General features: G+C 48.7%; 18 protein-coding genes. 5 read left to right on the top strand and 13 right to left on the bottom strand.

The window, feature by feature from the left end; genetic code table 11:
- Positions 1-17 precede the first annotated feature (17 nt).
- The 6 genes from HMPREF1548_RS11585 to gpmI form a co-directional block, all read right to left on the bottom strand.
- A complete protein-coding gene (locus HMPREF1548_RS11585; RefSeq protein WP_025490243.1) occupies positions 18-929 on the bottom strand; it encodes an ABC transporter permease in 912 nt (303 codons plus the stop codon).
- A 469-nt stretch (positions 930-1,398) separates the two neighbouring features.
- Positions 1,399-2,703 (bottom strand): phosphopyruvate hydratase, encoded by a 1,305-nt coding sequence (eno, locus tag HMPREF1548_RS11580; RefSeq protein ID WP_021636294.1) that lies wholly within the window; start codon positions 2,701-2,703, stop codon positions 1,399-1,401.
- 249 nt (positions 2,704-2,952) lie between these two features.
- Complete coding sequence (locus tag HMPREF1548_RS11575) at positions 2,953-5,139, bottom strand: DUF6449 domain-containing protein (protein ID WP_035321876.1); 2,187 nt, start codon at positions 5,137-5,139, stop codon at positions 2,953-2,955.
- Entirely contained in the window at positions 5,111-6,016 is a 906-nt protein-coding gene (locus tag HMPREF1548_RS11570; RefSeq protein WP_021636291.1) for an ABC transporter ATP-binding protein, read from the bottom strand. The genes HMPREF1548_RS11575 and HMPREF1548_RS11570 overlap by 29 nt, the downstream gene beginning before the upstream one ends.
- Positions 6,009-6,410 carry a GntR family transcriptional regulator gene (locus HMPREF1548_RS11565; RefSeq protein ID WP_025490246.1) on the bottom strand — a complete coding sequence of 134 codons (402 nt, stop codon included), beginning with the start codon at positions 6,408-6,410 and terminating at the stop codon, positions 6,009-6,011. Before HMPREF1548_RS11565 ends, HMPREF1548_RS11570 begins: the two co-directional genes overlap by 8 nt.
- 342 nt (positions 6,411-6,752) lie before the next feature.
- Positions 6,753-8,294, bottom strand: coding sequence for a 2,3-bisphosphoglycerate-independent phosphoglycerate mutase (gpmI, locus tag HMPREF1548_RS11560; RefSeq protein WP_035321874.1), 1,542 nt, complete (start codon positions 8,292-8,294; stop codon positions 6,753-6,755).
- Between the two features lie 289 nt (positions 8,295-8,583).
- On the opposite strand from gpmI, the gene HMPREF1548_RS11555 reads away from it, so the two are divergent.
- From HMPREF1548_RS11555 to HMPREF1548_RS11535, 4 genes are all read left to right on the top strand, one after another.
- On the top strand, positions 8,584-9,753 hold the full coding sequence (locus tag HMPREF1548_RS11555) for a cation diffusion facilitator family transporter (protein WP_021636286.1): 1,170 nt from the start codon (positions 8,584-8,586) through the stop codon (positions 9,751-9,753).
- 846 nt (positions 9,754-10,599) lie between these two features.
- Entirely contained in the window at positions 10,600-12,345 is a 1,746-nt protein-coding gene (locus HMPREF1548_RS11545; RefSeq protein ID WP_021636283.1) for an ABC transporter ATP-binding protein, read from the top strand.
- Between the two features lie 3 nt (positions 12,346-12,348).
- Positions 12,349-14,127 (top strand): ABC transporter ATP-binding protein, encoded by a 1,779-nt coding sequence (locus HMPREF1548_RS11540; protein WP_021636282.1) that lies wholly within the window; start codon positions 12,349-12,351, stop codon positions 14,125-14,127.
- A gap of 236 nt (positions 14,128-14,363) precedes the next feature.
- Positions 14,364-15,164: a helix-turn-helix domain-containing protein gene (locus HMPREF1548_RS11535; protein WP_021636280.1), complete on the top strand. Its 801-nt coding sequence runs from the start codon at positions 14,364-14,366 to the stop codon at positions 15,162-15,164.
- 24 nt (positions 15,165-15,188) lie between these two features.
- On the opposite strand, the gene HMPREF1548_RS11530 is transcribed toward HMPREF1548_RS11535, so the two are convergent.
- On the bottom strand, positions 15,189-16,037 hold the full coding sequence (locus HMPREF1548_RS11530; protein ID WP_021636279.1) for a MerR family transcriptional regulator: 849 nt from the start codon (positions 16,035-16,037) through the stop codon (positions 15,189-15,191).
- A gap of 435 nt (positions 16,038-16,472) precedes the next feature.
- Between HMPREF1548_RS11530 and HMPREF1548_RS11525 the strand changes: the two genes are divergently transcribed.
- Positions 16,473-17,171 carry a YitT family protein gene (locus HMPREF1548_RS11525; RefSeq protein ID WP_051358372.1) on the top strand — a complete coding sequence of 233 codons (699 nt, stop codon included), beginning with the start codon at positions 16,473-16,475 and terminating at the stop codon, positions 17,169-17,171.
- A gap of 206 nt (positions 17,172-17,377) precedes the next feature.
- On the opposite strand, the gene HMPREF1548_RS11520 is transcribed toward HMPREF1548_RS11525, so the two are convergent.
- The 6 genes from HMPREF1548_RS11520 to HMPREF1548_RS11495 form a co-directional block, all read right to left on the bottom strand.
- Positions 17,378-18,190 (bottom strand): hypothetical protein, encoded by an 813-nt coding sequence (locus tag HMPREF1548_RS11520; RefSeq protein WP_035321873.1) that lies wholly within the window; start codon positions 18,188-18,190, stop codon positions 17,378-17,380.
- A 2-nt stretch (positions 18,191-18,192) separates the two neighbouring features.
- Positions 18,193-19,305 carry a hypothetical protein gene (locus tag HMPREF1548_RS11515; protein WP_021636276.1) on the bottom strand — a complete coding sequence of 371 codons (1,113 nt, stop codon included), beginning with the start codon at positions 19,303-19,305 and terminating at the stop codon, positions 18,193-18,195.
- Positions 19,296-20,174: an ABC transporter ATP-binding protein gene (locus tag HMPREF1548_RS11510; RefSeq protein ID WP_353612048.1), complete on the bottom strand. Its 879-nt coding sequence runs from the start codon at positions 20,172-20,174 to the stop codon at positions 19,296-19,298. Before HMPREF1548_RS11510 ends, HMPREF1548_RS11515 begins: the two co-directional genes overlap by 10 nt.
- Positions 20,165-20,989 carry a hypothetical protein gene (locus HMPREF1548_RS11505; protein ID WP_021636274.1) on the bottom strand — a complete coding sequence of 275 codons (825 nt, stop codon included), beginning with the start codon at positions 20,987-20,989 and terminating at the stop codon, positions 20,165-20,167. Before HMPREF1548_RS11505 ends, HMPREF1548_RS11510 begins: the two co-directional genes overlap by 10 nt.
- Entirely contained in the window at positions 20,986-21,510 is a 525-nt protein-coding gene (locus tag HMPREF1548_RS11500) for an RNA polymerase sigma factor (RefSeq protein ID WP_035321872.1), read from the bottom strand. Before HMPREF1548_RS11500 ends, HMPREF1548_RS11505 begins: the two co-directional genes overlap by 4 nt.
- Before the next feature lie 395 nt (positions 21,511-21,905).
- Positions 21,906-22,553: a thiamine diphosphokinase gene (locus HMPREF1548_RS11495; protein WP_021636272.1), complete on the bottom strand. Its 648-nt coding sequence runs from the start codon at positions 22,551-22,553 to the stop codon at positions 21,906-21,908.
- Positions 22,554-22,567: the final 14 nt, after the last annotated feature.

Genomic DNA, 22,567 nt, shown 5'->3' with positions numbered 1-22,567 from the left:
CATTACTGGCCTCCTCCTTAATCAAGTTTAATACGGGGGTCTACAAGCTTGTAGACAATATCCGTCACTAAATTCATGGTTACCATCAGTACCGCCAGGAAAATGGTCGTACCCATAATCATGGGATAATCACGGTTAGTGATGCCGTCTACGAATTTCGCGCCGAGTCCGCCGATGGTGAAGATTTTCTCCACAACAAGGGAACCTGTCAGAATGGATGCCGTCATCGGTCCCACATAAGTGATAACGGGAATCAGGGCATTTCTTAATGTATGCTTAAAGATAACCTTCCAGCGGGCAACGCCTTTCGCTCTCGCCGTACGGACATAATCCTGTCCCATAACGTCAAGCATGCTGGTCTTGGTAAGACGCGTAATATAAGCCATTGGATATGCTGCCAGCGCAATGACCGGAAGGATATAATTCTGATGATTGGCATCCCATACCGGTATCCACTTCAGCTGGACACAGAACACCAGCAACAGCAGCGTGGCAAACACGAAGCTGGGCAGGGACGTAAACAGGGTTGAAAAAAAGATAATCAAACGGTCAGGAAGCTTATTTCTCGTCAAAGCCGCAAGGCTGCCGAAAACAAGACCTAACGCAAGAGCGACCAGAATCGCCATTCCTCCAAGCTTTGCAGAAACCCGGAAGGATTCGAAGATCAGAGTCTTAATATCACGGCCTGTCTTGGTGGAAATTCCAAAGTCTCCGTGAAGCAGGTTGTTCATATAGATCACAAATTGTTCAGGTATGGGCTTATCCAGATTGTACCTTTTTTCCAGAGCTGCTTTAACCTCCGGGGATACTGCCTTCTCACCATCGAAAGGTCCTCCGGGGATCGCATTCATGGCAAAGAATGTGATACCGCAGACAATCAGTATGGTTACTATTGCGAGAAGGATTCTCTTTACAACGTATTTTGTCAACTGAAACACTCCTTTTCTGTTTGTACTGGCCATTGTTCCTTCTGAGTAATACAGTCCAGCGACAGCAATGGCTGTTTTTTTTAAAAACTGACCTTCTTGCCTGTTGTGTCTTCCACAGAAACACATGTATTATTCTCGTGCGGACACTCAGGCACTAAACAATGACGCCTGGGAAACCAGCCGTCCTGCAATTTAAAATCCTGCGGACCCCACAGAATTTTCTGCTGCTGTCGTAACATCATCTGTCTAATATTACACAGATCTATATCATACCAGCTTTTCAAATATACCACAATACTAACTTCGATGCAAGAATTTTCCCTGGCAAAACGTGAATTTCCAAAAATTTATTACACAATCGTACAAATTAAGGCAATTTTTTATTTTTTTGCCAAATAAAAAACGGAGCGCATCCACCTGGGATACAGCCCCGTTTCTCCTGTTTCTTCTATTAATATAGCAATTCTAATCAGATTTTATTAAAAGGTTCTTTATAACAAGCGGCGCAGCCCAGTTCTTCTTCAATGCGAAGCAGCTGATTATATTTTGCCACCCGGTCCGTCCTGCAGGGCGCGCCTGTCTTAATCTGCCCTGCATTCACCGCAACAGCGATGTCTGCAATGGTGGTGTCCTCCGTTTCGCCCGATCTGTGGGATATAATCGTTTTGTAGCCGTTTTTCTGGGCCATGCTGATGGCTTCAAAGGCTTCGGACAGCGTGCCTATCTGATTCACCTTTATCAGTATCGCATTGGCAACGCCCAGTTTGATCCCCGCATCCAGCCGTTTGGTATTCGTAACAAAAAGATCATCTCCAACCAGCTGAACCTGCTCTCCCAGTCTTTCAGTGAGCATTTTCCAGCCATCCCAGTCATCCTCAAACAGCCCGTCCTCTATGGACAAAATCGGGAATTCACGGATGAGTTGCTCATAATAATCTACCATGGCTTCCGAATCCCTGTAGACCTCGCTTCCGCTCATCCTGCTTTCTCCCGGGAAATAATAGCGTTTTGTTTTCTCATCATACAGCTCGCTTGCCGCCGCATCGATTGCAATTTTGATATCCTGGCCGGGAGCATAGCCGCTTGCTTCTATGGATTCCACAATCAAACGAAGAACGTCGGATGAGCTTCCCAAATCGGGGGCAAAGCCGCCTTCATCTCCTACTGCCGTGGATAGGCCTCTCTCTTTACATATTTTTTTCAGGTTATGGTAAATTTCCGCACAAACACGAAGACCATCGGCAAAGGTATCGGCCTGAACCGGCATTATCATGAATTCCTGCAGATCCACCGTATTGTCTGCATGCTTGCCTCCATTGAGGATATTCATCATGGGAACCGGCAGCTGTCTTGCATGTATCCCGCCCAGATACTGATACAGCGGAAGCTCAAGTGTTTTTGCCGCGGCTTTCGCCACTGCCATGGAAACTCCCAATGTTGCGTTTGCACCCAGGTTTCCTTTATTATCCGTACCATCGGCATCCATGAGGATACGATCTATCTCAAGCTGGCAGAGGGCATTCTTTCCAAGCAGAGCTTCTCTCAGCTTTGTATTCACATTCTTCACCGCTTTCTGCACGCCCAGGCCGAAATACCGGGTCTCCCCGTCACGCAGCTCCACCGCTTCAAACTGTCCAGTGGACGCGCCGGAAGGAACCGCCGCCCTGCCGGTAACCGAATTTTCCAAAGTCACCTCCGCCTCAACCGTCGGATTTCCCCTGGAATCCAGAATTTCTCTCGCACGTACATCAGTAATCTCCAAAAACAAATGCATACCTTCCTCACTTTCTGCTGCCGCAGGGCAGCTTTAAAATCAGTGGGAAACCGAAGGTTTCCCCGGCGGCCCGAAGGGACGCCTCCTCTCTTTCTGCTGCCGAAGGGCAGCTTTAAAATCAGTGGAAAAATCCCTTTTCCGGCAAACCATGCGGACAGATTTTTCTATCCTACATAGTATTTTCCGAAAAAGGGATTTTTAACCTTACGGTATGCAATTTATAAGAAAAATTTTGCTTTCGGCAGCGCCTTATTGTGCGGGCGATGTCTTTTCGATAACGAAATCAGGAAATTTCTCCGGCACAGGGATGAATCTGATATTCGGTGTATTGTATTTCACGCCGGGTTTAAATACCACGCTGATATCATAATTTTCATCCTGGAGACGCCCTGTGATATATCCGCCTGAAATATCCATAAGCATGGCGGGATACAGCGCGGGGGCTATCATCCTGATATCCTGCGGATCTGTAAAGGTTTCCGTAACAGCCTGTTCATTGGAATAGCTGACAGAACGGCTTCCGTCCGCCGAATAGGAGATATCGCTGTCCTTCAGATTATAGCAGGTAACAGTAATGCTGACTACCTTGTCCGGATCGATGAAGATGCCGTCTTCACTAACTTCCACATAAGCTCCCTGTTCCTTTAAAAGCGCAAGCATATCATCAAATTCCCGGTAGATCGGATAGCTCCAGGAATAATACATTTCTTCCGGCGCTCCCGGCAGCTGATATTTAATCCGCAGGCTGCCCAGCGGCAGTTCGTTCATCATCATGGTACAGCTGTATTTATTCAGCTCATCACTGAGGACCCTGAGCAGCTGGCCCATATCCCCCAGATAATTTACCTCTTCCAGACCGTTGCTGTAAACAGCCGACAGCTGATCCGAATTTTCCATCATGAGGGGATCATTGATCTGGTAGCGGGCGAGCTGATAGGCTCTGTCCGCAAAAACAGCATCCATTTCCGGAAGAACTTCCCGCAGGTTTACCGCGGCAGTCCTGCAGACAGATTTACCGTTTGTCAGATTATAGCGGATATATACAAGCGTATAATCTTTATGGTATACGCTCATATCCAGATTGGCTTCATGATCCTTCCGGACGATAGTCCTTACCGCCTCTATGGTATCCGTATCCTCCGAAGCCATATGTTCCAGCATATATTCCCCATGATTCACATAGTAGATATCCTTCTGGAATAATCTGTCATAATTAACAAAGCCATAAATATCATTCTGGAGGGTAAAAGCCACGCTGGCAATATCCTCGGTCTCAGGAATATATGTATCATAACCTGAAAAATCAAAATAAAAGAAGCAGAAAATAAATGCTGCCGCGCCGCCTGCCACAAACAGATGCCACTTTTTCATCAGCACGGAACGGATGTCGAACTCATAAATAATCTGTATCAGCCCATGACAAAGCAGCAGTCCGATAAGCATTCCCAGAACAGTGAAAAAAATACTTCCGCCGGAAAGCCCTCTGAACCACAGTCCAGCCATAAGGGTAACCGGAATCATCAACAGCAGTTTCACCACACTTTTGCTTCTGGTAAAGGCCATGGACTTCCCTGCAGCCTCCGCTTTCCTGTTCCGGTATAAAATATAGGCAAGTACGCCGTATACAACTGCCTGTACGGCAACCAGGGCCAGATCTTCCATAAAAAGCCGCAGATATCTGCTGCCCCCTCCGGTGCAATAGCTGTTTGCAGAGAATTGTCCCAGGGAATAGGTCAATATCGGCGATGTCCATGACTTATCCATAACATCCGCAAAGGAACAGTAGGTTCTGAAAAAAGCGGAACGCATCCCGTCCAACAGGAAACGGAGCATATACTCATACATGAAAAAGGAGCCGCAGGCAAGCAGTGTAACAAGCACATTTCCTGTCATCATTACAGCGATTACAGAAAGGTTATAGACCGCTGCAAAAAAAATCATATTGCATAAAAAGGCACCCAGGGCAACCAGTATAGTTTTTCCCGACAGGACCCCCAGCGCCGCGCCCACTGCAAGCACCATAAGAAGCGTGCAGAAATAGCAGCCTGCAAAAATACCGATTCCATTCAGGTAAATAGTAAAGTATCTCTTTCCGGAGGATACAGGCACACTCATGTACATGTCCGTCTTCTTGCGGCTGTACAGCCAGGAAAAGCCCTGAATCGCAAACAGCACCGCAAAGGCTGCGAAAACGGCAACCAGGCGTATGTCAAAGCTTATGGCATTCATGAAGGTCTCTGCCACCCACTCCCGGCCGTTGCTGCCGGCCATATAGTAGCTGCCTCCCGCCTCCACCTTCTGGCGGTTGACGGAAACAGCCATGGCCTGGCTCACGGGCAGCACCAGAAACATAACAAGCATACACAAAAGGACCGTCCAGCCCCGCCTTTTCAGATTCTCCCTCATACTAGCCCAAAAGGAGCTTTTTGATATCATACCCGGTCACCTCCGTTTCACTGATGAAAATTTCTTCCAGAGATAAAGGCAGCACCTCATAAAAATAGGTTTCCGCCGCCGTAAACTGCGCAATGATCTCGTCTCTGCCTCCTCTTACCGTCAGCGTAAACAGAGAGCCTCTTTTTTCCTTTTTTACAATATCAAACTTTTCCAGTACCCTGTTCGCTTCTTCCTCGGAAGAAAAGACGCATTGTATTTTCTGAATATTGCATTTCATCTCTTCCAGTTCCTTGGACAGGAGCACGCCGCCGTGGTGGAGAAGCCCCACATGATCGCAGATATCCTCCAGCTCCCTCAGATTATGGGAGGCAATCACGGGAGTCAGCCCCCTGCGTTCCATTTCCTGGGCAAAAATACTTTTTATACCCTGGCGCATTACCGGGTCAAGTCCGTCAAAGGTTTCATCGCAGAACAGATATTTCGTGCCGGAGCAGACGCCGCAGATCAGGGCAAGCTGCTTTTTCATGCCTTTGGAAAAGGTATTGATTTTCCGCCTGCTGTCCAGGCCGAAGTTGGCAAGGTACAGATAATAGGATTCCCTGCTGAAGGAGGGGAATACGCTGCTGTAATACTTCTCCATATCCCGGGGGGTGGCAGTGGAAAAGAAATAAGGCTCGTCCCCGATAAAAAAGAAGCATTTCTTTGCGTTTACATTATCATAGACCTGCATGCCGTCCACAAGCACCATACCGCCGTCCGGCTTCAGAACGCCCGCCAGCATACGCAGCATCGTGCTTTTCCCTGCGCCATTGGTTCCAATCAGCCCAAACACATTTTCTTCCCTGATGGAAAAACTTACATGATCCACCGCTTTGATTTTGTCAAAACGCTTGGTCACATCTTTAATTTCAATCATAACCAAAGCCCTCCCCGGTTGCCCCCTGCAGCACTGCTTCATGCCCTTCCTTCACATAGTCGGACATCTCGCTTCTGCTGATGCCGATTTCACCGGCTTCCCTGATAAGCTCGTCCAGCTTACTGTATATTTCCTTCTTCCGGTAACTTAACAGGCCTTCGTCGTAGGCGACAAAATTCCCCCGGCCCTTTACCGTGTAAATAAATCCTTCCCTTTCAAGCTCGGCATAGGCCCGCTGGATGGTATTGGGATTGATTGACAGTTCCACCGCCAGGCTCCGTACCGACGGCATTTTCGTATTCGGCTCCAACGCTCCTGTCAGAATGAGCTTCTGAAACTTGTCCACAACCTGCTCGTAAATCGGCCTGGCATCTTTATAGTCAAGTATAATCATAGGACTCCTTTCTGCAGTCAAATACTCCGCTGCGGGATATTTGACCCTCGCAGCAGCAGCCGGAAAGCAATTTTCAAGCATGCGCTAATGCGCAGGCGCATCCGTCTGTGCTGCTGCTGTCGGGATTGAATGCTGTATCAAGTGTACTAATCATTCTGATACACTTAATATACCATAGTTTGACATATTATGCAATTATTTGTTACATAAATGTTACAGAAAAAGAGCTCTGCTTAATATCTAAGCAAAGCTCCATTTCTTTCACAGATCTGCCGGCAGGAAATTATGGTTTTCCCGCTTCTTATCTTATAAACTTTATAAAATTCCTGCTTCCTTTGGTTCTTATTTCTTAATGAGCAAGGACTTTCCGGTCATTTCCGCAGGCTGTTCCTTCCCCATAATCTGAATCAGCGTAGGAACGATATCCGCCAGGCAGCCGCCCTCCTTCAGGGTGTAGGCAGGATCATAGTTCACAAGAATAAAGGGAACCTGGTTCGTTGTATGGGCGGTAAAAGGCGCGCCGGTCTGATAATCCACCAGCTGCTCCGCATTGCCGTGATCCGCGCAGATGAACATTACGCCGTCCACGCTCTTAAGCGCATCCACCGCTTTGCCGACACATTCATCCACTGCTTCCACCGCTTTGATGGCTGCTGCTTCCACACCTGTGTGTCCCACCATATCCGGATTGGCAAAATTAATTACAATAACGTCGTATTTATCGGACTTAATAGCCTCAACCAGCTTGTCACACACTTCATAAGCGCTCATTTCCGGCTTGAGATCATAGGTGGCAACCTTGGGGGAATTCACAAGGATTCTTTCCTCCCCTTTGTTGGGAACTTCCACGCCGCCGTTGAAGAAGAAGGTAACATGGGCATATTTCTCCGTTTCAGCGATTCTGGCCTGGGTCATATTGTTGTCTGCCAGCCACTCGCCGAAGGTATTTGTAATATCCACCTTATGGAAAGCCACTTCCTTATTCGGGATTGTGGGGTCATATTCTGAAAAGCATACATAGGTAACGTCCGGTCTGTGCGGTCTGTCAAAGCCCTTGAATTCATCGTCACAGAAAACATGGGTGATTTCTCTTGCACGGTCGGGACGGAAATTGAAGAATATAACAGAGTCCTTATCCTGAATGGTTGCCAGCGGCGCGCCGTCCTTTACAACCACGGTAGGCTTCACGAATTCATCCGTCTCATTTCTGTCATAGGAAGCCTGGATGCCTGCGGGGCCGCTTTCAGCGGTAAGGCCTTCCCCTTTGGTCAGCGCATCGTAAGCCAGCTTCACACGGTCATAGTTATTATCCCTGTCCATTGCGTAGTAGCGGCCCATCACGGAAGCCACCTGGCCCACGCCGATTTCCTTCATCTTTGCTTCCAGCTGCTCCACATAGCCCTTTCCGCTTGAAGGGGGCGTGTCACGTCCGTCAAGGAAGCAGTGCACATAAACCTTGGAAAGATTATTCCTCTTCGCCAGTTCCAGCAGCCCGTAAATATGAGTGATATGGCTGTGGACGCCGCCGTCGGACACGAGGCCGTACAGATGCAGCGCGGAATCATTCTTTTTGCAGTTTTCCACAGCATCCAGCAGGGCAGGATTTTCAAAAAAGGTTCCGTCCTGGATTTCCTTGGTAATTCTGGTCAGTTCCTGATATACAATACGGCCTGCGCCCATGTTCAGATGGCCTACCTCAGAATTGCCCATCTGTCCGTCAGGAAGTCCGACTGCCATGCCGCTGGCATTTCCCCTGACAAAGGGGCATTCCGCCATCAGCTTGTCCATTACAGGAGTTTTGGCTTCTGCCACGGCATTGCCGTCCTTCTTTTCATTCAGCCCATAGCCGTCAAGAATCATTAATACTACCGGTTTCTTGCTCATATTCTTCTCCTCTTTCTTCATTATAACTATATATGTCACTTCCGGATAACATAACTGTTCCAGCAAGGCGGCCGCGCCGGATGACGCGCCGGCCTATTCCTTAGCAATTATACACGCTTTCCCTGAAGGGCGCAATACGTTTTTTCCGGTGAAACCAGCCTTGATGCGTTTATCCCGGCTCCTGCCAGAAAAGCAAAAGCAGGGATTGTTTTTTTTGCAGAAGCTGTTAAAATAGGGGAATACTGCATAATATTTTCAGTCTTTATTTTAATTCCAAGGAGGTTGCATCATGGTACAGCTGCTGGCCAGATATTTTATTAAAAACTATGAACAGACGGAAAGCCCTTCTGTCAGGCAGTCCTATGGAGTGCTTTGCGGAAGCGTGGGAATCGGTTTTAATATCCTTCTTTTTATCGGTAAGTTTCTGGCCGGCCTTATCAGCAATTCCATCGCTATCACTGCGGATGCTTTCAACAATCTTTCCGATGCAGGTTCTTCGCTGATTACCCTGATCGGGTTCAAAATGGCCGGGCAGAAGCCGGACACGGAGCATCCCTTCGGCCACGGCAGAATCGAATATCTGACCGGGCTGCTCGTTTCCCTGCTGATATTGCTGATGGGTGTGGAGCTGATCAAATCCTCCGTGTCCAAGATACTGCATCCCGAAGCCACGGAATGTACGCCAGTGGTGGCAGGTATTCTGATTGTCTCCATCCTGGTCAAGCTTTACATGTATCTGTACAACCGCTCCACCGGCCGCAAAATCGACAGCGCCGCCATGATGGCTACCGCTGCCGACAGCCTGAGCGATATGCTCTCCACCTCCGTTGTCCTTATTGCAACCCTCATCGGTAAATTTACAGGGCTTCAAATTGATGGCTGGTGTGGTCTTCTGGTGGGCATTTTCATCCTTTACGCAGGCTTCAGCGCAGCAAAGGATACCATCAGCCCCCTGCTCGGCCAGCCTCCTCAGAAGGAATTTGTGGAAAAGATAGAATCCATTGTGCAAAGCTATCCTCAGGTGCTGGGCATCCATGATCTCATCGTGCATGATTACGGCCCGGGCCGGGTCATGATTTCCCTGCATGCGGAAGTGCCCGCCTCCGGAGACATGCTCCACCTGCACGATACCATCGACAATATTGAACGTCAGCTGCACCGTGAGCTGCACTGTGACGCGGTAATACATATGGATCCTGTTATGAATGACGATGAAGAGACCCAGGAACTGAAAAAGCAGGTCACCTGCTGCCTCCATGAACTGGACAAGTCTCTGAATCTCCATGATTTCAGGATTGTAAAGGGCCCTACCCATACCAATATTATATTTGACATCCTGGTTCCCTTTAAATTTCAGCTCAGCGACGCGGAAATCAGCCGTTTTATGGAAGAAAAAATCCACAGCATATCCGCCTCCTACTATGCTGTCATTAATATTGACAAAGATTATACGATCTGACCGATACCGGCCCGGCCAGCTGGCATCCGGCCTTATATAATCGCTGCGCCACGGACCACTGCGCCGCAGGCCGGCTGCCTGCTATGCTGCGTATCCGTACGGCCCAAGCTGCTGCGCCGCAGGCCTGGCCGAACCGTTATACGGTTCAGATAACAGAATTATTGCAAACCGTTAGTTACTGTTCACTCCGTGACCAGTAACTGCATAAATCCATTAAAAATCGCCTGCGGCGATGGGATGTATGCACTCTTGAATCACTTTCTTACGTACTGTGCAGTAAATGCACAGTACTGAGTGAACAGTAACAACCGTTACATTTCTTTTCTTCATTTTGAAAAAGACGATTGACAAAACACACGGCCCGGTGGTAAGGTATATTTAGTCTGTAACCGGTTAAAAATTTGAGAGAAAAGGAGGTAAAACTTATGTCTAACGGAAACAGAAGATTACGTAATTCAATCAGTGCGACGTTGCTTGATGACGAGAAAAGACTTGGAATTGCCTCCTGGTATAATAATGCTACAATCACTTCTTAAGTTTCCGGATTCTGTATATAACTGACAGTATTCCCATACATAAGGAGCCAAAGCGGCATTAGCCACGACAGGTAATTCTGGCGTGGTTTTTTTTATGGAAAAAATGTCCGGTCAGCCCGGCCGGCAATTCTTCCGGAGGCCGCTTTACCGCCTTAAACCACGCCAGGAAAGCGGTGAAACCGCTTTCCTCTTTCTTTTCTCTGATTATTTTGCATCATCCGCCAAAAAACAGGGGGGGCGCATGACAGCTCCTGCCTGTGGCGGATGCGCGGAAAGCTCTAAAATTACATAAGGGGGACTTAACACAATCATGAAAAAACTATCTACCTACTTACTGGAACACAAATTCGGCTATCTGCTGGGTTTCCTGTCCATGGTAATTGCCGTATCACTGGATATGGTATCGCCTCAGCTTACCAGGCACATCATTGATGATGTCATTGTGGGCGGGGACTTAAGCCGGCTGAAATATCTGCTGGGAGGCATCCTTCTGGTGGGCGCGGGCCGATGCGTATTCGGCTATACCAAAGAATTTACCTTCGACCGGATCGGCTCTTTCATCGCCACAGATATGAGAAAGGATCTCTTTGCCCATATCCAGTCTCTGAGCGCAGACTATTTTGACAGAACCAATACCGGAGAGCTGATGAGCCGCGTCAAGGATGATATCGACCGGATCTGGAATGCGGTCAGCTACGTGAGCATGCTGATTCTGGAGGTTATTTTCCATACCGCCATCGTTCTTTTCTGCATGTACAGCCTGAACTGGAAGCTGGCGCTGATTCCTACCCTGGCCATGCTCATTACCGGTTCCATCGCCATTTTGGAGGAACGCCGGCTGGGCGATATCTACGAAGATATCAGTGAGGAGAACGCGGCCCTGAATACGGTGGCCGAAGAGAACCTGGCCGGCGTACGGACAGTAAAGGCCTTTGCCCGGGAAAAATACGAAATCGGCAAATTCCTTTCACACAACAACCGCTATTACGAGCTGAATATGCGTCAGTCCAAGGTTTTCGTAAAATACTATCCGTATTTTTCACTGATCACCAAGCTGCTGCCGCTCATTGTGCTGCTCTTCGGCGGAAGCCTTGTTATCAACGGCAGGCTCACCATCGGCAGTCTGAGCGCCTTCGTGGAATATTCCATGAATATCGTATGGCCCATGGAAATGCTGGGCTGGCTCTCCAACGACTTTTCCTCTGCCGTGGGCAGCTACCGGAAAATCCGTAAGATTTATGCTGAAAAGCCTACCATCACTGAGCCGGAAGTTCCCAAAATGCTTCCCGGCGTTCAGGGAAAAGTGGAGTTTAAAAACGTCTCTTTTCATAAGGAGGACGGACATGAAATCCTTCATGACATTTCCTTCCATGTAAAACCCGGCGGAACCATAGGAATTATGGGCGCTACCGGCGCGGGAAAAACCTCCATCATCCAGCTTCTGCAGCGTCTTTACGATGCCACGGACGGTTCTATCTATGTGGACGATGTGAACATAAGGGATATGTCCTTAAAGCAGCTTCGAAGCAATATCTCCATTGTCATGCAGGATGTATTTCTTTTTTCGGATACCATCAGTGAAAATGTAAAGCTCGGGAAAAGGAACCTGGTGGATTTATCGACGATACGCGGCGCTTCCTCCTGTGCCCAGGCCAGTGATTTTATTGAAAAACTGGATGAACAGTATGATACGGTTATCGGTGAACGCGGCGTAGGGCTTTCCGGCGGGCAGAAGCAGCGTATCAGCATTGCGCGCGCCATCGCCAAGAAAAATCCCATTCTGGTGCTGGACGATTCCACAAGCGCACTGGATATGGAAACCGAATATGCCATTCAGCAGGCTCTGCTGGAGCTTACCGATACCACCAAGCTGATTATCGCACACCGTATCAGCGCAGTCCGCAATGCGGATGAAATTATTGTTCTGGAAAACGGTTCCATCAAGGAGAGGGGCACGCATGAAAGCCTGCTCGCACAGAAGGGACTTTATTATGAAACATGGCAGGCACAGTACGGCGCCCTGGGCACCGACGGCCACGAAAGAAAGGAGGCGTAAAAAATGCCCTTCAATTCATTTAAAGATGATGAAAAAACAATAGAAGTAGGGAAAATGGCCACGCTCATGCGTCTCTTCAAGTACCTGCTTGCATATAAAAAACAGATTATCGGAGTCCTTTTTATCATGGGCTTCTGCGTGGTTGTAAACCTGTTGAACCCGCTTATCATGGAATCAGCGGTGGATGACTATATTTCCAAAGGGAATTTCAGAGGGCTGGGACGGCTTATCGTTTTTGCAGTCGTTCTGAATATCCTGATGGTTCTGGGCATAAAGCTTCGTATGTATGTTATGGCAAAGGTATGCAACAGCATTCTGGTAACCATCCGTCAGGAATTATATACCCATATCCAGACGCTTGACTTCCAGTTTTTTGACAGCCGCCCTACAGGAAAAATCCTGGCGCGTATTATCGGGGATATCAATTCTCTGAAGGATGTACTCTCCAACTGCGTTACCACCCTGATTCCGGATTTCATTACCATCTGTGCGGTGGTGGCTATTATGTTTATTAAAAATGCGGGACTTGCGGCGGCTTCCTTAATCAGCCTTCCGCTGATGGCGGCCTGTATCTGGTATATCCAGACGCGTTCCCACAAAAGATGGCAGATCCACAGGAAAAAATCCTCCAACCTTAACGCTTTTGTCCATGAGGATTTGTCCGGTATCCGGATTATCCAGAGCTTTGGTGCGGAAGAGGAAACTATGGATACCTTCCGTGGCCTGACAAAGGAGCATCGGGATTCCTTTATCCATGCGGTGCGTTTAAATGATGCCATCGGTTCCGTAATTGATTTTTGCTGGGGACTTGGCACCGTATCGCTGTATTTTGCAGGAATTCTGATCATCGGCGTGGATAAGGTATCCATCGGTACCTTTATTGCCTTCGGCTCCTACATTTCCATGTTCTGGCATCCGATTATGAATCTGAGTAATTTCTACAATCAGATGATTACAAACATTGCCGGCGCGGAACGTGTCTTTGAAATCATGGATACCCCTTCCGCCATTACGGACAGGGAGGGCGTAAAGGAGCTGCCTCCCATTCAGGGGAAAGTGGATTTTGATAAGGTATCCTTCTCCTATGACGGCACGGTAAAGGTGCTGAACGAAGTCAGCTTCCATATCAAACCGGGAGAAACCATTGCCCTGGTAGGCCCTACCGGCGCCGGTAAAACAACAATAGTCAACCTGATCAGCCGATTTTATGACATCCAGGACGGGCATGTATACATTGACGGCTATGATGTCCGGGATGTTTCCATTGAAAGCCTGCGGCACCAAATGGGTATTATGACCCAGGATAATTTCCTGTTCTCCGGAACGATTAAGGATAACATACGATACGGAAAACTGGACGCCACGGACGAGGAAATCATAGCTGCGGCCAAGGCGGTAAATGCACACGATTTTATCATGCGTCTGGATAATGGCTACGATACCGTTCTCAGTGAACGCGGCGGCGGGCTGTCCATCGGCCAGAAACAGCTGCTGGCCTTCGCCCGCACCATGGTATCCGATCCCAGGATACTGATACTGGATGAAGCCACCTCCAGCATTGACACAAAAACAGAGCTGCTGGTTCAGTCCGGCATCGAAAGCCTGTTAAAGGGCCGCACCTCCTTTGTTATCGCCCACCGTCTTTCCACGATCCAGAAGGCGGACCGGATCTTTGTCATCGACAACGGAACAATCGTTGAAGAGGGTAACGCCGCGCAGCTTATGGCGATGAAGGGAGCTTATTACCAGCTGTATATGAGCCAGTTTAAGAATGTCGTTTAACAGATATTAAAAAACCCTGTTTTATTGAAGCAGCCGCAATGCCTTCCGTGATATGATACATAAGACGGAGGGTTTGTGGCTGTTATTTTTTGCCGCAAAGTGAAGAAACGGCATAAGATATCCAAAATATCAAGCTTTTTGGGCATAAAGATGCTATTCTTTGATTAAGGCAGAACAATCCCGATGAATCCGGACTGTTGCTTACGGTACCGTAATCCAGAAATCAGGAGGCCTCTATGAACAATTTGGAACTGCTTGCAGATGCATTGGCTTATATGGAAGAAAATCTCTGTGAAACAATAACTGCGGAGGCTGCGGCAAGAAACTGCTTCTGTTCAAAATCATGCCTGGAAAAGCTGTTCCGCAGCGTCTATGGCTGCAGTGTTAAGGAATATGTAATTAAAAGGCGGATGACCAAAGCTGCCAAAGAGCTGATACAGAATCCTGAAAAATCCGTACTGGATATTGCCCTGAGCTATGGCTATCAGTCTCATGAAGCATTCACCAGAGCCTTTGAACAAAGCCGTGGATGTTCACCTACCGCCTTTCGCAGCCGAAACCGTTTCACCGATATCTTCCCGCGTCTGCAAAAGCCGTTTGAAAAAGGAGATGCGTATATGAAACAAAGAAAACCTGTAGACATATCTGAACTTTATGATTTATTCCTTGAACGGAGGGACTGCTATTTTATCTGCTGTGATATAAAGGGGCTGGTGCCCATAAATGAAATTTCTGTCAAAGCCGGGGATCTGGCCATTCTGGAAGCTGTACGGAGGATGGAAAGCTTCGCTGCCGAAGATGATATTGTTTTCCGCATTGGCGGGGATGAATTTGCGCTTCTGACAAACAGCAGGGATATTTCTTATGCACGAAGGCTGGCTGAACTAATTACCGGAAGGAATGGTGAAACGATTTGCTTTGAAGGGAGGGAAATTCCGCTTTCCCTGTATGCCACGGTAACCAGGTTTGAGGGAAAGCACCTGAAATATGATGAGCTGTTCGTGCAGCTTCATCAATCCATTCTGGAGAGCAAATAAATCAGCCTGGCCTGTATGAGTTTTTTATTGTTTTTCGACACGGATCTGTATTTCCGTTACGAATTCTTCCGCCTGCGTTGTGTAGCGGTTGTCAATCGGGTACAGCTCCAGGATATCCCCGGTTATCTTAAACCTTCTCGACTCGGCTTCCTCCATAAGCGCTTTAATTTTCTGCGGCGATTGTGTGTAGGGGCCGCGGTAGAAGGTGGTCAGATAGCTGCCGGCCGGCAGAAGAATATCGCTGTTTTCCCGTAAATCTTCAGCGTTTTGCGTTCTTGTGCTATCCGGTTCGGCATCCTCCAGGATGAAAAATACGGAATGGAACAGATTATAGATTCCGTTTTTGATATCCGCCGGCGACAGGCTGGCTCCGAAGCTTTGGTCGCCCAGGCTCCTTATTTTATCTTCATGGCGCTTCTGCAGCCTTTTAATTGCAAAATCCACCTCTTCATCCCGGGTAAAATCCTCATTGAGCTGCAGACAGTATCTGTCCGGAAATTTTTTCAACAGGTACTCTCCTTCTTTTGCTTCCCGGTATCTGTTTATATGCTCCATACGCTTCCGTATGGATTCCTCCGCCAGCTTCAGGCGTTCTTCCTGTTCCCGTATTTTCTTTTTTTCATCCTCCAGCATAATCAGTGTATGCTCCAGATTCTGGCAGTCCAGATAGGTCTTCACCTGTTTCATGGAAAAGCCCAGCTGCAGTAAGTCTCTGATAATGTTCAGGCGGTAGACATCCTTCAGGCGGTAAAGGCGGTAATTATTTTTACCTCTTTTAGGCTCCAGCGCGCCGGCTTCCTCATAGTAGCGGAGGGAATCCGTGCCGATCCCATATAATTTGGAAATTTCGCTTATGGTATAATAATCCTTCATGGTTCTGCATTTTCTCCTGTTTTTTATCCGTGCGGCGCAGGTTCAGCCCGGATATCTGCCGCGGCAAGGACAAATCGAACGTATACTATACGCTTCACGCAATGAATGTGCAGTTCTGTCTTGTCAAACCCACGATAAAATATTTTATATCTAAAAGACTCTGGAGCCTTAGGATGATTTGGTCTTGAAATATTCTGAGTGTCACGGCATTTGCCATACGATTAATACTTTTCTGATTTGTTGTTGACCTTAGTATTATACCAGAGTTTATAATCATTTTACATGCGGTTGTAAAAAAATTAATAAAAGTTTAATTCCGGGCGCTTTCTCAGCGTCAGGTATGGCGTTGTGTATACCTGGCGCTGAGAAAGAAACCCGGCACTACAGAAATGAGGTTTTATTTTGCGTACAATGTTACTAAAGAAGTTAAAAGCTATGAATTGGAATGATTTTAAGAGACAGGGAAAAGAGATTTTTCCTCCGAAGACGATACTGTCCATCCTGGCCGGTACTGCAATTCTGGCCTTCGGTATGGTGAATATTCATAAAAGGGTCCATATTACGGAGGGCGGCGTCCTTGGTATGATTTTGCTGCTTAATTACTGGTTTGCCATTCCCACCTCCCTTTTATCCCCCATTCTGGATGCCCTGTGTTATCTCGTCGGCTTCCGGTATCTGGGGAAAGAATTTCTTATCCGTTCCATCGCCGCCACCTTCTGTCTTGCAGTTTTTCTGAAGGTATGGGAAAGCCTTCCCTTCCTTCTTCCGGATCTGACGGATAAACCGCTGCTGGCTGCCATTGCCGGCGCCTGCTTTGTGGGAATCGGCGTGGGACTCGTGGTGCGGCAGGAAGCGTCCAGCGGCGGCGATGATGCGCTGGCTCTCGTGATTTCCAAGCTGACGCACTGTAAAATATCACGGGCCTATCTGGCGACGGATCTGACTGTGCTTATACTTTCCCTGACCTATATTCCGGTGGGACGCATCGCCTATTCCCTGATTACTGTTACTATTTCTTCCCTGCTGATTGATTTCGTGCAGACCTTCAGCCTGGCAGACTGGAAAAAAAGACTTGCTGCCTTGCGAGGGGCAAAAACGGCAATCGGCGAAGCTGAAGACTCTGCAAATTCTTAATTTGCCCGGAAACCGATACCCTGAAATCTATGCCGTTTTTCTAAAATAAGATCAGTTCCCTGAAAATCAGCTCAATTCCTGGATATCAGATTGATTTCCGGAGAATCAGGTCAGGCTCTCGGAAAATAAAACCAGCTTCCGGAGAATCAGTGCAACTATCCCAAAACCAAACCGGCCTCCGGAGAATCAGAGTAGCTATCCTAAAATCACCCCGGCTTCCTGAGAAACCTCCGGCGGCCTGAAAGAAAAAATACGGCGCACAACACGATTGTTATCACAGGCACAAGCCAAAGGTAAAAACCGCCGAACCATTTTCCCTCCCACGGTTTCCTGAACAGCTGAAATCTTGCCAGTACCACAGGGCTGAAGGAAAACAGGTAAGCCGCAGGCAAAAATCCCGCGCGGATCCCCCAGTTATACAGGAGCTGACAGGCGAAATAACCGATACCCGCGCCTGCGGCGGACTGGAAGGGTGTATGTGAAAAAGCGGACAGACAGTACACCGCTCCCGCAAGCAGAATTACGGCGCAGATCCCCAGGAAAAATGAGGCAGTAAAGGCCCGGCCGCAGCTGACAGCCAGAACAGTATCCAGTTCTTCGGCCGCAGGCCGCATCATACCGGCTCTCCAGATTTCTTTTCCCCAGACACAGCGGATGAATAAATAATCCGAACCCAGAAGAATCCCAAAAATGGACAATGAAAGGGTGAGTACGGCAGCGGCTTTTCCACAGGCCGTTTTTTCCATCCCATTCGCAGCGGTCTGCAGCAGTTCCTCCATCTTCAGGCTATATTCCCCGGCAAATACAGGCGCGGTAAAAATGATGATAAGCATTGCGGCAAACAGGCCGTGCAGCTCCATCAGCATAAGCATCACAGCCTGTGCTTCTCCCGCATGAAAATCCGCCTGCTCCGCATATACCCGCCAGCCTATGACGGTAAATAAAAAGCTTCCCGCGGCTGCCGTCAGATAAAATGGTTTTCTTATCAGTTTTTCCAGTTCAAAAAGATACAGCCGCATTCTCATCCCTTCTTTCCATTCCGGCACCAGCCGTGCCAAAGCATCCAAAGCCCTGCCAGACACAAAGCAGCTCCGGCAATGCCCGGAAAAATCCGGCCGCCACCTGCTCCTCCATCAAAGGAAGGAATCATCAGATTCAGCGGCAGCCCTTCATTCGGTAAAGTCAGAAGACGGGCAAACAAACGGCTGAAGCTGATAATACCCAGCTTAAATACCAGCATCCGGCTGATAAGGGGATAGACAAAAAGGATGGCTGAAACACAAAGAGACGTCAGCGGCCAGCTGCATAACGCCGATACTCCGGCTGTCAGACAGACAAGAACCGTTACTCCCAGCACTGTGCGCGGAAGATATACCGACACCCAGAACTGTCCTGTAGTTATGGAGTCCGGACACAAATATGGCGCAGCTCCCGCACAAAGCACATTTGCCCGCAGGCCTTCAAAACCATAGACAATGCCATTCACAAGAAACAGAAAACCTCCAAGCAGCAAAAAGCCTCCCAAAGCAACGATCCAGCCCGCCAACAGCCGCATAAAGGGCATTTTTCTTCTTCCTTCAGCACTGGAGCGGATCACGGATGCTGTTTTCAGGCTTCTGTCGGAGGAATATACATTAGACAATACCACCACCATGGTAATCCCCCACAGGATGGCCGTTCCCATCAATACCTCCATTAACCCTTCCCACCCTTCGGCATAGGAAAAATAAAGCCGGTCTGCGTAGGAGGCTCTGCCAAAACCGCCGTTTTCATCCTGCAGGGAATAGAGTACTGTGCTTTTCCTGTTCTCACTGTATCTGTAGTCCGTCATATTTTCCGTAATAAAACGGTTCAGATAATTTCCGTAGACGCAGCCGCCATCGTCATTATATTTCGCGAAACCATAACGGGCGATGATTTCTTCCGCCTTCCTGTCCGTCAAATAGCCTTCATATTCTGCAGTAATGCTGCGGTTATAGCGTACGGCGGCCATACCCTGCAGTTCCTCCTCTCCGGTATAAACCACGGGCATCATAATCCTAATGAGATACAGCCCCGCCAATAAGGAGAGGAGAAAGCCTGTCCAGAGCGCAGGTTTCCTGCAAAGCTTTTCCAGTTCAATTTTCAGCAGCATTTGTCCGCCTCCTCCCTGAAGTAATAAAGGTATACATCCTCCAGCGTCGGCGGTACACTGACCGCCTCCGGGGCAGGGCAGTCTTCCGAAATAATGCGCAGGGCTGTTTTATCCCCCTGGTTTTTCAGGCTGCTCACCGCATAGCGGCGGTTCAGCGCTTCCGCCTCTTCCCTGTCTGCGGCCAGCTCCCATACCCAGCCCTGCACCTGCCTGGCAACATTCTCCACACTGCCCTGCTGCAGAAGCTTTCCGCCCTTCATAAGAAGGATTTCATCCGCGATATATTCCACATCGGACACGATATGGGTGGAAAGGATAACGATCCTGTCCCGGGAAAAAGCGCTGATAATGTTCCTGAAACGGATACGTTCTTTCGGGTCCAGCCCTGACGTAGGCTCATCCAGAATCAGGATTTCCGGATCATTGAGCATGGCCTGGGCAATTCCCAGCCGCCGCACCATGCCTCCGGACAACGTTTTAATCTTTTTTTTGCTGTTCTCTTCCAGACCTACCATGGCGAGCAGCTCCTGCGTTTTCCTTTTTGCTTCCGACACAGGCAGCGCTTTGAGGGCCGCCATATACATAAGAAACCGCTCCGCCGTAAAGTCCGGATAAAAGCCAAAATCCTGGGGAAGGTAGCCCATATAACGCCGGTAGCCGGCGCCCAGCTTATCTATCGGTCTGCCATTGCATAAAATTTTTCCCTCATCCGGCCTTAATATATCGCACAGCAGTCTGAGGAGCGTGGTTTTTCCCGCGCCGTTAGCCCCCAAAAGGCCGTATACCCCGTGGGTAAACGCAGCGCTGATATGATTTACCGCTATGTTATCCTTATATTTTTTTGTCACCTCGTCCAGCTTTAATTCCAGCATAACTCTTCTCCTCTTTCTAATTTCCCGGCCAGGCAATACAGCTCTGCCACCACAAGGCTTCCTGCTGCGGCAAGTGCGGCAACCCACAGCCAAAGCATGGTTTTTTCATACAGATGCGGAATGCAGGCAGGAAGGAAGGAAATACAGCAGGCCGCCGCAAGCACGCAGGCCTGTAGGAAACGGTTATTCCCTCTGGTGAAGGTGAATACCGTCAGGTACAGCAGCGTATTGTACACAAAAGGCGTCAGTAGATAGATTCCCGTCTGCCAAAATCCTGTCTGCAGCCTTCCCCGGGAAACAGCTGTGAAGCAGACAAGCAGAAGAAGATCCACCAGCCCCGTAATCGCCATGCGTACCGCCAGAAGCTGTCTTAAATCCAGACAGCAGCTGTGTTCCAGCTCCCACATATGGCAGGAAAAGCATTTCCCCAGCTCTGCAAAACCGGCTGCCCCTGCCAATGCCATAATTGCGGAAAGAACCGGCAGAAGCACCACATAGGAAACACTGCCCTGTTCCACCAGGCCGCCCGGAACCGATGGCGTAAAAAACGGGCTGTTTAACCCATAAGCAGTCAGATCTCCCAGCCACAGGACGGCAGATGCGCCAAGAAGCAGCCAAAAGGCCTGGAAACACCAGTAACCGCGTGAAAAAAGGGTAAGCTGCGTACAAAAAATCTGCTGCCAGGTTGGTATGAATACCGGCCTTTTGCTCCGTATGCTTTTTTCAACCGCTTCCAGCGCCCTTTTTTTGCCCTGCACATCCACAGGAAGCTCCTGCCGGAACAGTCTTGTTAATTCCCGGTCCCTTTTCATTGGCTTTCCTCCTCCAATATTTTTTTCAGCTTTTGTTTGCCCTGATGCAGCCTGGACTTTACCGTAGCTGTATTTGTCCCCGTTATCCGGGCGATTTCCCTGATTTTCAGTTCATCAAAATAATACAGGGTCAGCGCCTCCCTTTGTACGCCGGGCAGGCGGGAAAGCGCCTGAAGCAGGCTGCTTTGCCCGCAGTTTTCCGTAAAATCCCGTTCCTGTCCGGCCGGCCGGGCCAGCTGCGCCTGTTCCAGTTCCCTGTCCCGGTACAGCTTTTTAAAATAATCCCGGCACACATTGGCGGCGATAGTCAAAAGATAGCCCTTCAGATTCCGCTCCCGGTAACTGTCCACGTAACGGATGAACCTGATAAACGTTTCCTGGGCGCAGTCGCAGGCATCCGCCGGATTTCCTGTCTGATAGCAGCAGAAACGGTAGATATCGTCATAGTATTTTTCCGCAATCTGTCCAAGCGGCTCATTATTTCCCTGATGTATTTCCCTGATCCATTTTTTGTCGTCCACGAAGAGGCCCCTTTGTGAATTCAAATATCCCGCAGCAGGCAACGGGCAGCAGCGAAAATCAAAGACCTCGCTGCAAAAAGCGGGGTATTTGACCCTCGCGGCAGTCGCCAAATATCCATGCAAGCATGGATACTTGGCTCGTTGCTCGCGGGAATAAATGCAGCATTTAAAGTGTCTGTACAGGCGCTGCACAGACTGCATGAATATGTAACGGCGGCAGGCATCCGTCCCGCCGCATAGCTTTTTAATGGCCGGATGCAGTTACAGTCAGGCCGGCGGCCAAACTGTAACCACCATAAAAATGGCTACACTGATATAACCTGATTTTGCTGAAAAAGGTTTTAAAAAAGCAGAAGAAATTTCTCCTGCTTTTTTAATCATCTTTTTTTATTTTTTTAAATCCAGGTAATCATGATGAGCAGGGTTCCGTTTTCTACGGTAATGCTGCTCTCCTTGCCGATAAATTCATTGCTTACGCCGATCGGGAAATCATTGGTGACCGTGGCATTATCCAGCAGGTATTTCATATTCCGGATGGTGACCCCTTCCGCCTTATCTCCCAGGGAAAACAGGGACAGAAGGCCTTCCAGGTTCTTTTTGAAGCTGACCGTTTCATTCTTCGCCACAAGGATCATGCCGTCGCCGTCCATCAGATAGCCTCTGGCTCCTTTTTCCTTCAGATAATTCAGGCACTGGATATTTGCCATGGTATGCGCCAGCCTTCCGCCCTGGCCGCCATAGATGACGAATTCCTTATATCCCAGCTTCAGGCCCTCCTTGATGGCCGCCAGCATGTCCGTATCGTCCTTCTTCACCGGAAGCACCCTGACCTTTTCCGGTTCTCTGGAGCGCATCTCCATAATGGCTTCCATATTATTTTCATCGAGGGAATCAAAATCCCCCAGAACCAGATCCGGTTCTATTTCCAGATACCTGCAGTAGGCGAAACCCCCGTCCGCCGCAATCACATAATCCCCTTCACGCAGAGGTATTTCGGATACGGTTAAATCTCCCGCCCCGATAATTACACATCTTTCTGCCATAACTCTTCTCCTTT

The sequence above is a fragment of the Clostridium sp. KLE 1755 genome (genome assembly GCF_000466465.2).
GTDB lineage: Bacteria > Bacillota > Clostridia > Lachnospirales > Lachnospiraceae > Eisenbergiella > Eisenbergiella porci.
The sequence above is the reverse complement of the archived record's forward strand: the minus strand, read 5'-3'. Positions and strand labels throughout refer to the sequence as shown.

Coding starts and splice junctions, on each gene's coding strand:
- eno (WP_021636294.1), bottom strand. CDS start 2,703: ATGCATTTGTTTTTGGAGATTACTGATGTACGTGCGAGAGAAATTCTG.
- HMPREF1548_RS11575 (WP_035321876.1), bottom strand. CDS start 5,139: ATGATATCAAAAAGCTCCTTTTGGGCTAGTATGAGGGAGAATCTGAAA.
- HMPREF1548_RS11570 (WP_021636291.1), bottom strand. CDS start 6,016: ATGATTGAAATTAAAGATGTGACCAAGCGTTTTGACAAAATCAAAGCG.
- HMPREF1548_RS11565 (WP_025490246.1), bottom strand. CDS start 6,410: ATGATTATACTTGACTATAAAGATGCCAGGCCGATTTACGAGCAGGTT.
- gpmI (WP_035321874.1), bottom strand. CDS start 8,294: ATGAGCAAGAAACCGGTAGTATTAATGATTCTTGACGGCTATGGGCTG.
- HMPREF1548_RS11555 (WP_021636286.1), top strand. CDS start 8,584: ATGGTACAGCTGCTGGCCAGATATTTTATTAAAAACTATGAACAGACG.
- HMPREF1548_RS11545 (WP_021636283.1), top strand. CDS start 10,600: ATGAAAAAACTATCTACCTACTTACTGGAACACAAATTCGGCTATCTG.
- HMPREF1548_RS11540 (WP_021636282.1), top strand. CDS start 12,349: ATGCCCTTCAATTCATTTAAAGATGATGAAAAAACAATAGAAGTAGGG.
- HMPREF1548_RS11535 (WP_021636280.1), top strand. CDS start 14,364: ATGAACAATTTGGAACTGCTTGCAGATGCATTGGCTTATATGGAAGAA.
- HMPREF1548_RS11530 (WP_021636279.1), bottom strand. CDS start 16,037: ATGAAGGATTATTATACCATAAGCGAAATTTCCAAATTATATGGGATC.
- HMPREF1548_RS11525 (WP_051358372.1), top strand. CDS start 16,473: ATGAATTGGAATGATTTTAAGAGACAGGGAAAAGAGATTTTTCCTCCG.
- HMPREF1548_RS11520 (WP_035321873.1), bottom strand. CDS start 18,190: ATGCGGCTGTATCTTTTTGAACTGGAAAAACTGATAAGAAAACCATTT.
- HMPREF1548_RS11515 (WP_021636276.1), bottom strand. CDS start 19,305: ATGCTGCTGAAAATTGAACTGGAAAAGCTTTGCAGGAAACCTGCGCTC.
- HMPREF1548_RS11505 (WP_021636274.1), bottom strand. CDS start 20,989: ATGAAAAGGGACCGGGAATTAACAAGACTGTTCCGGCAGGAGCTTCCT.
- HMPREF1548_RS11495 (WP_021636272.1), bottom strand. CDS start 22,553: ATGGCAGAAAGATGTGTAATTATCGGGGCGGGAGATTTAACCGTATCC.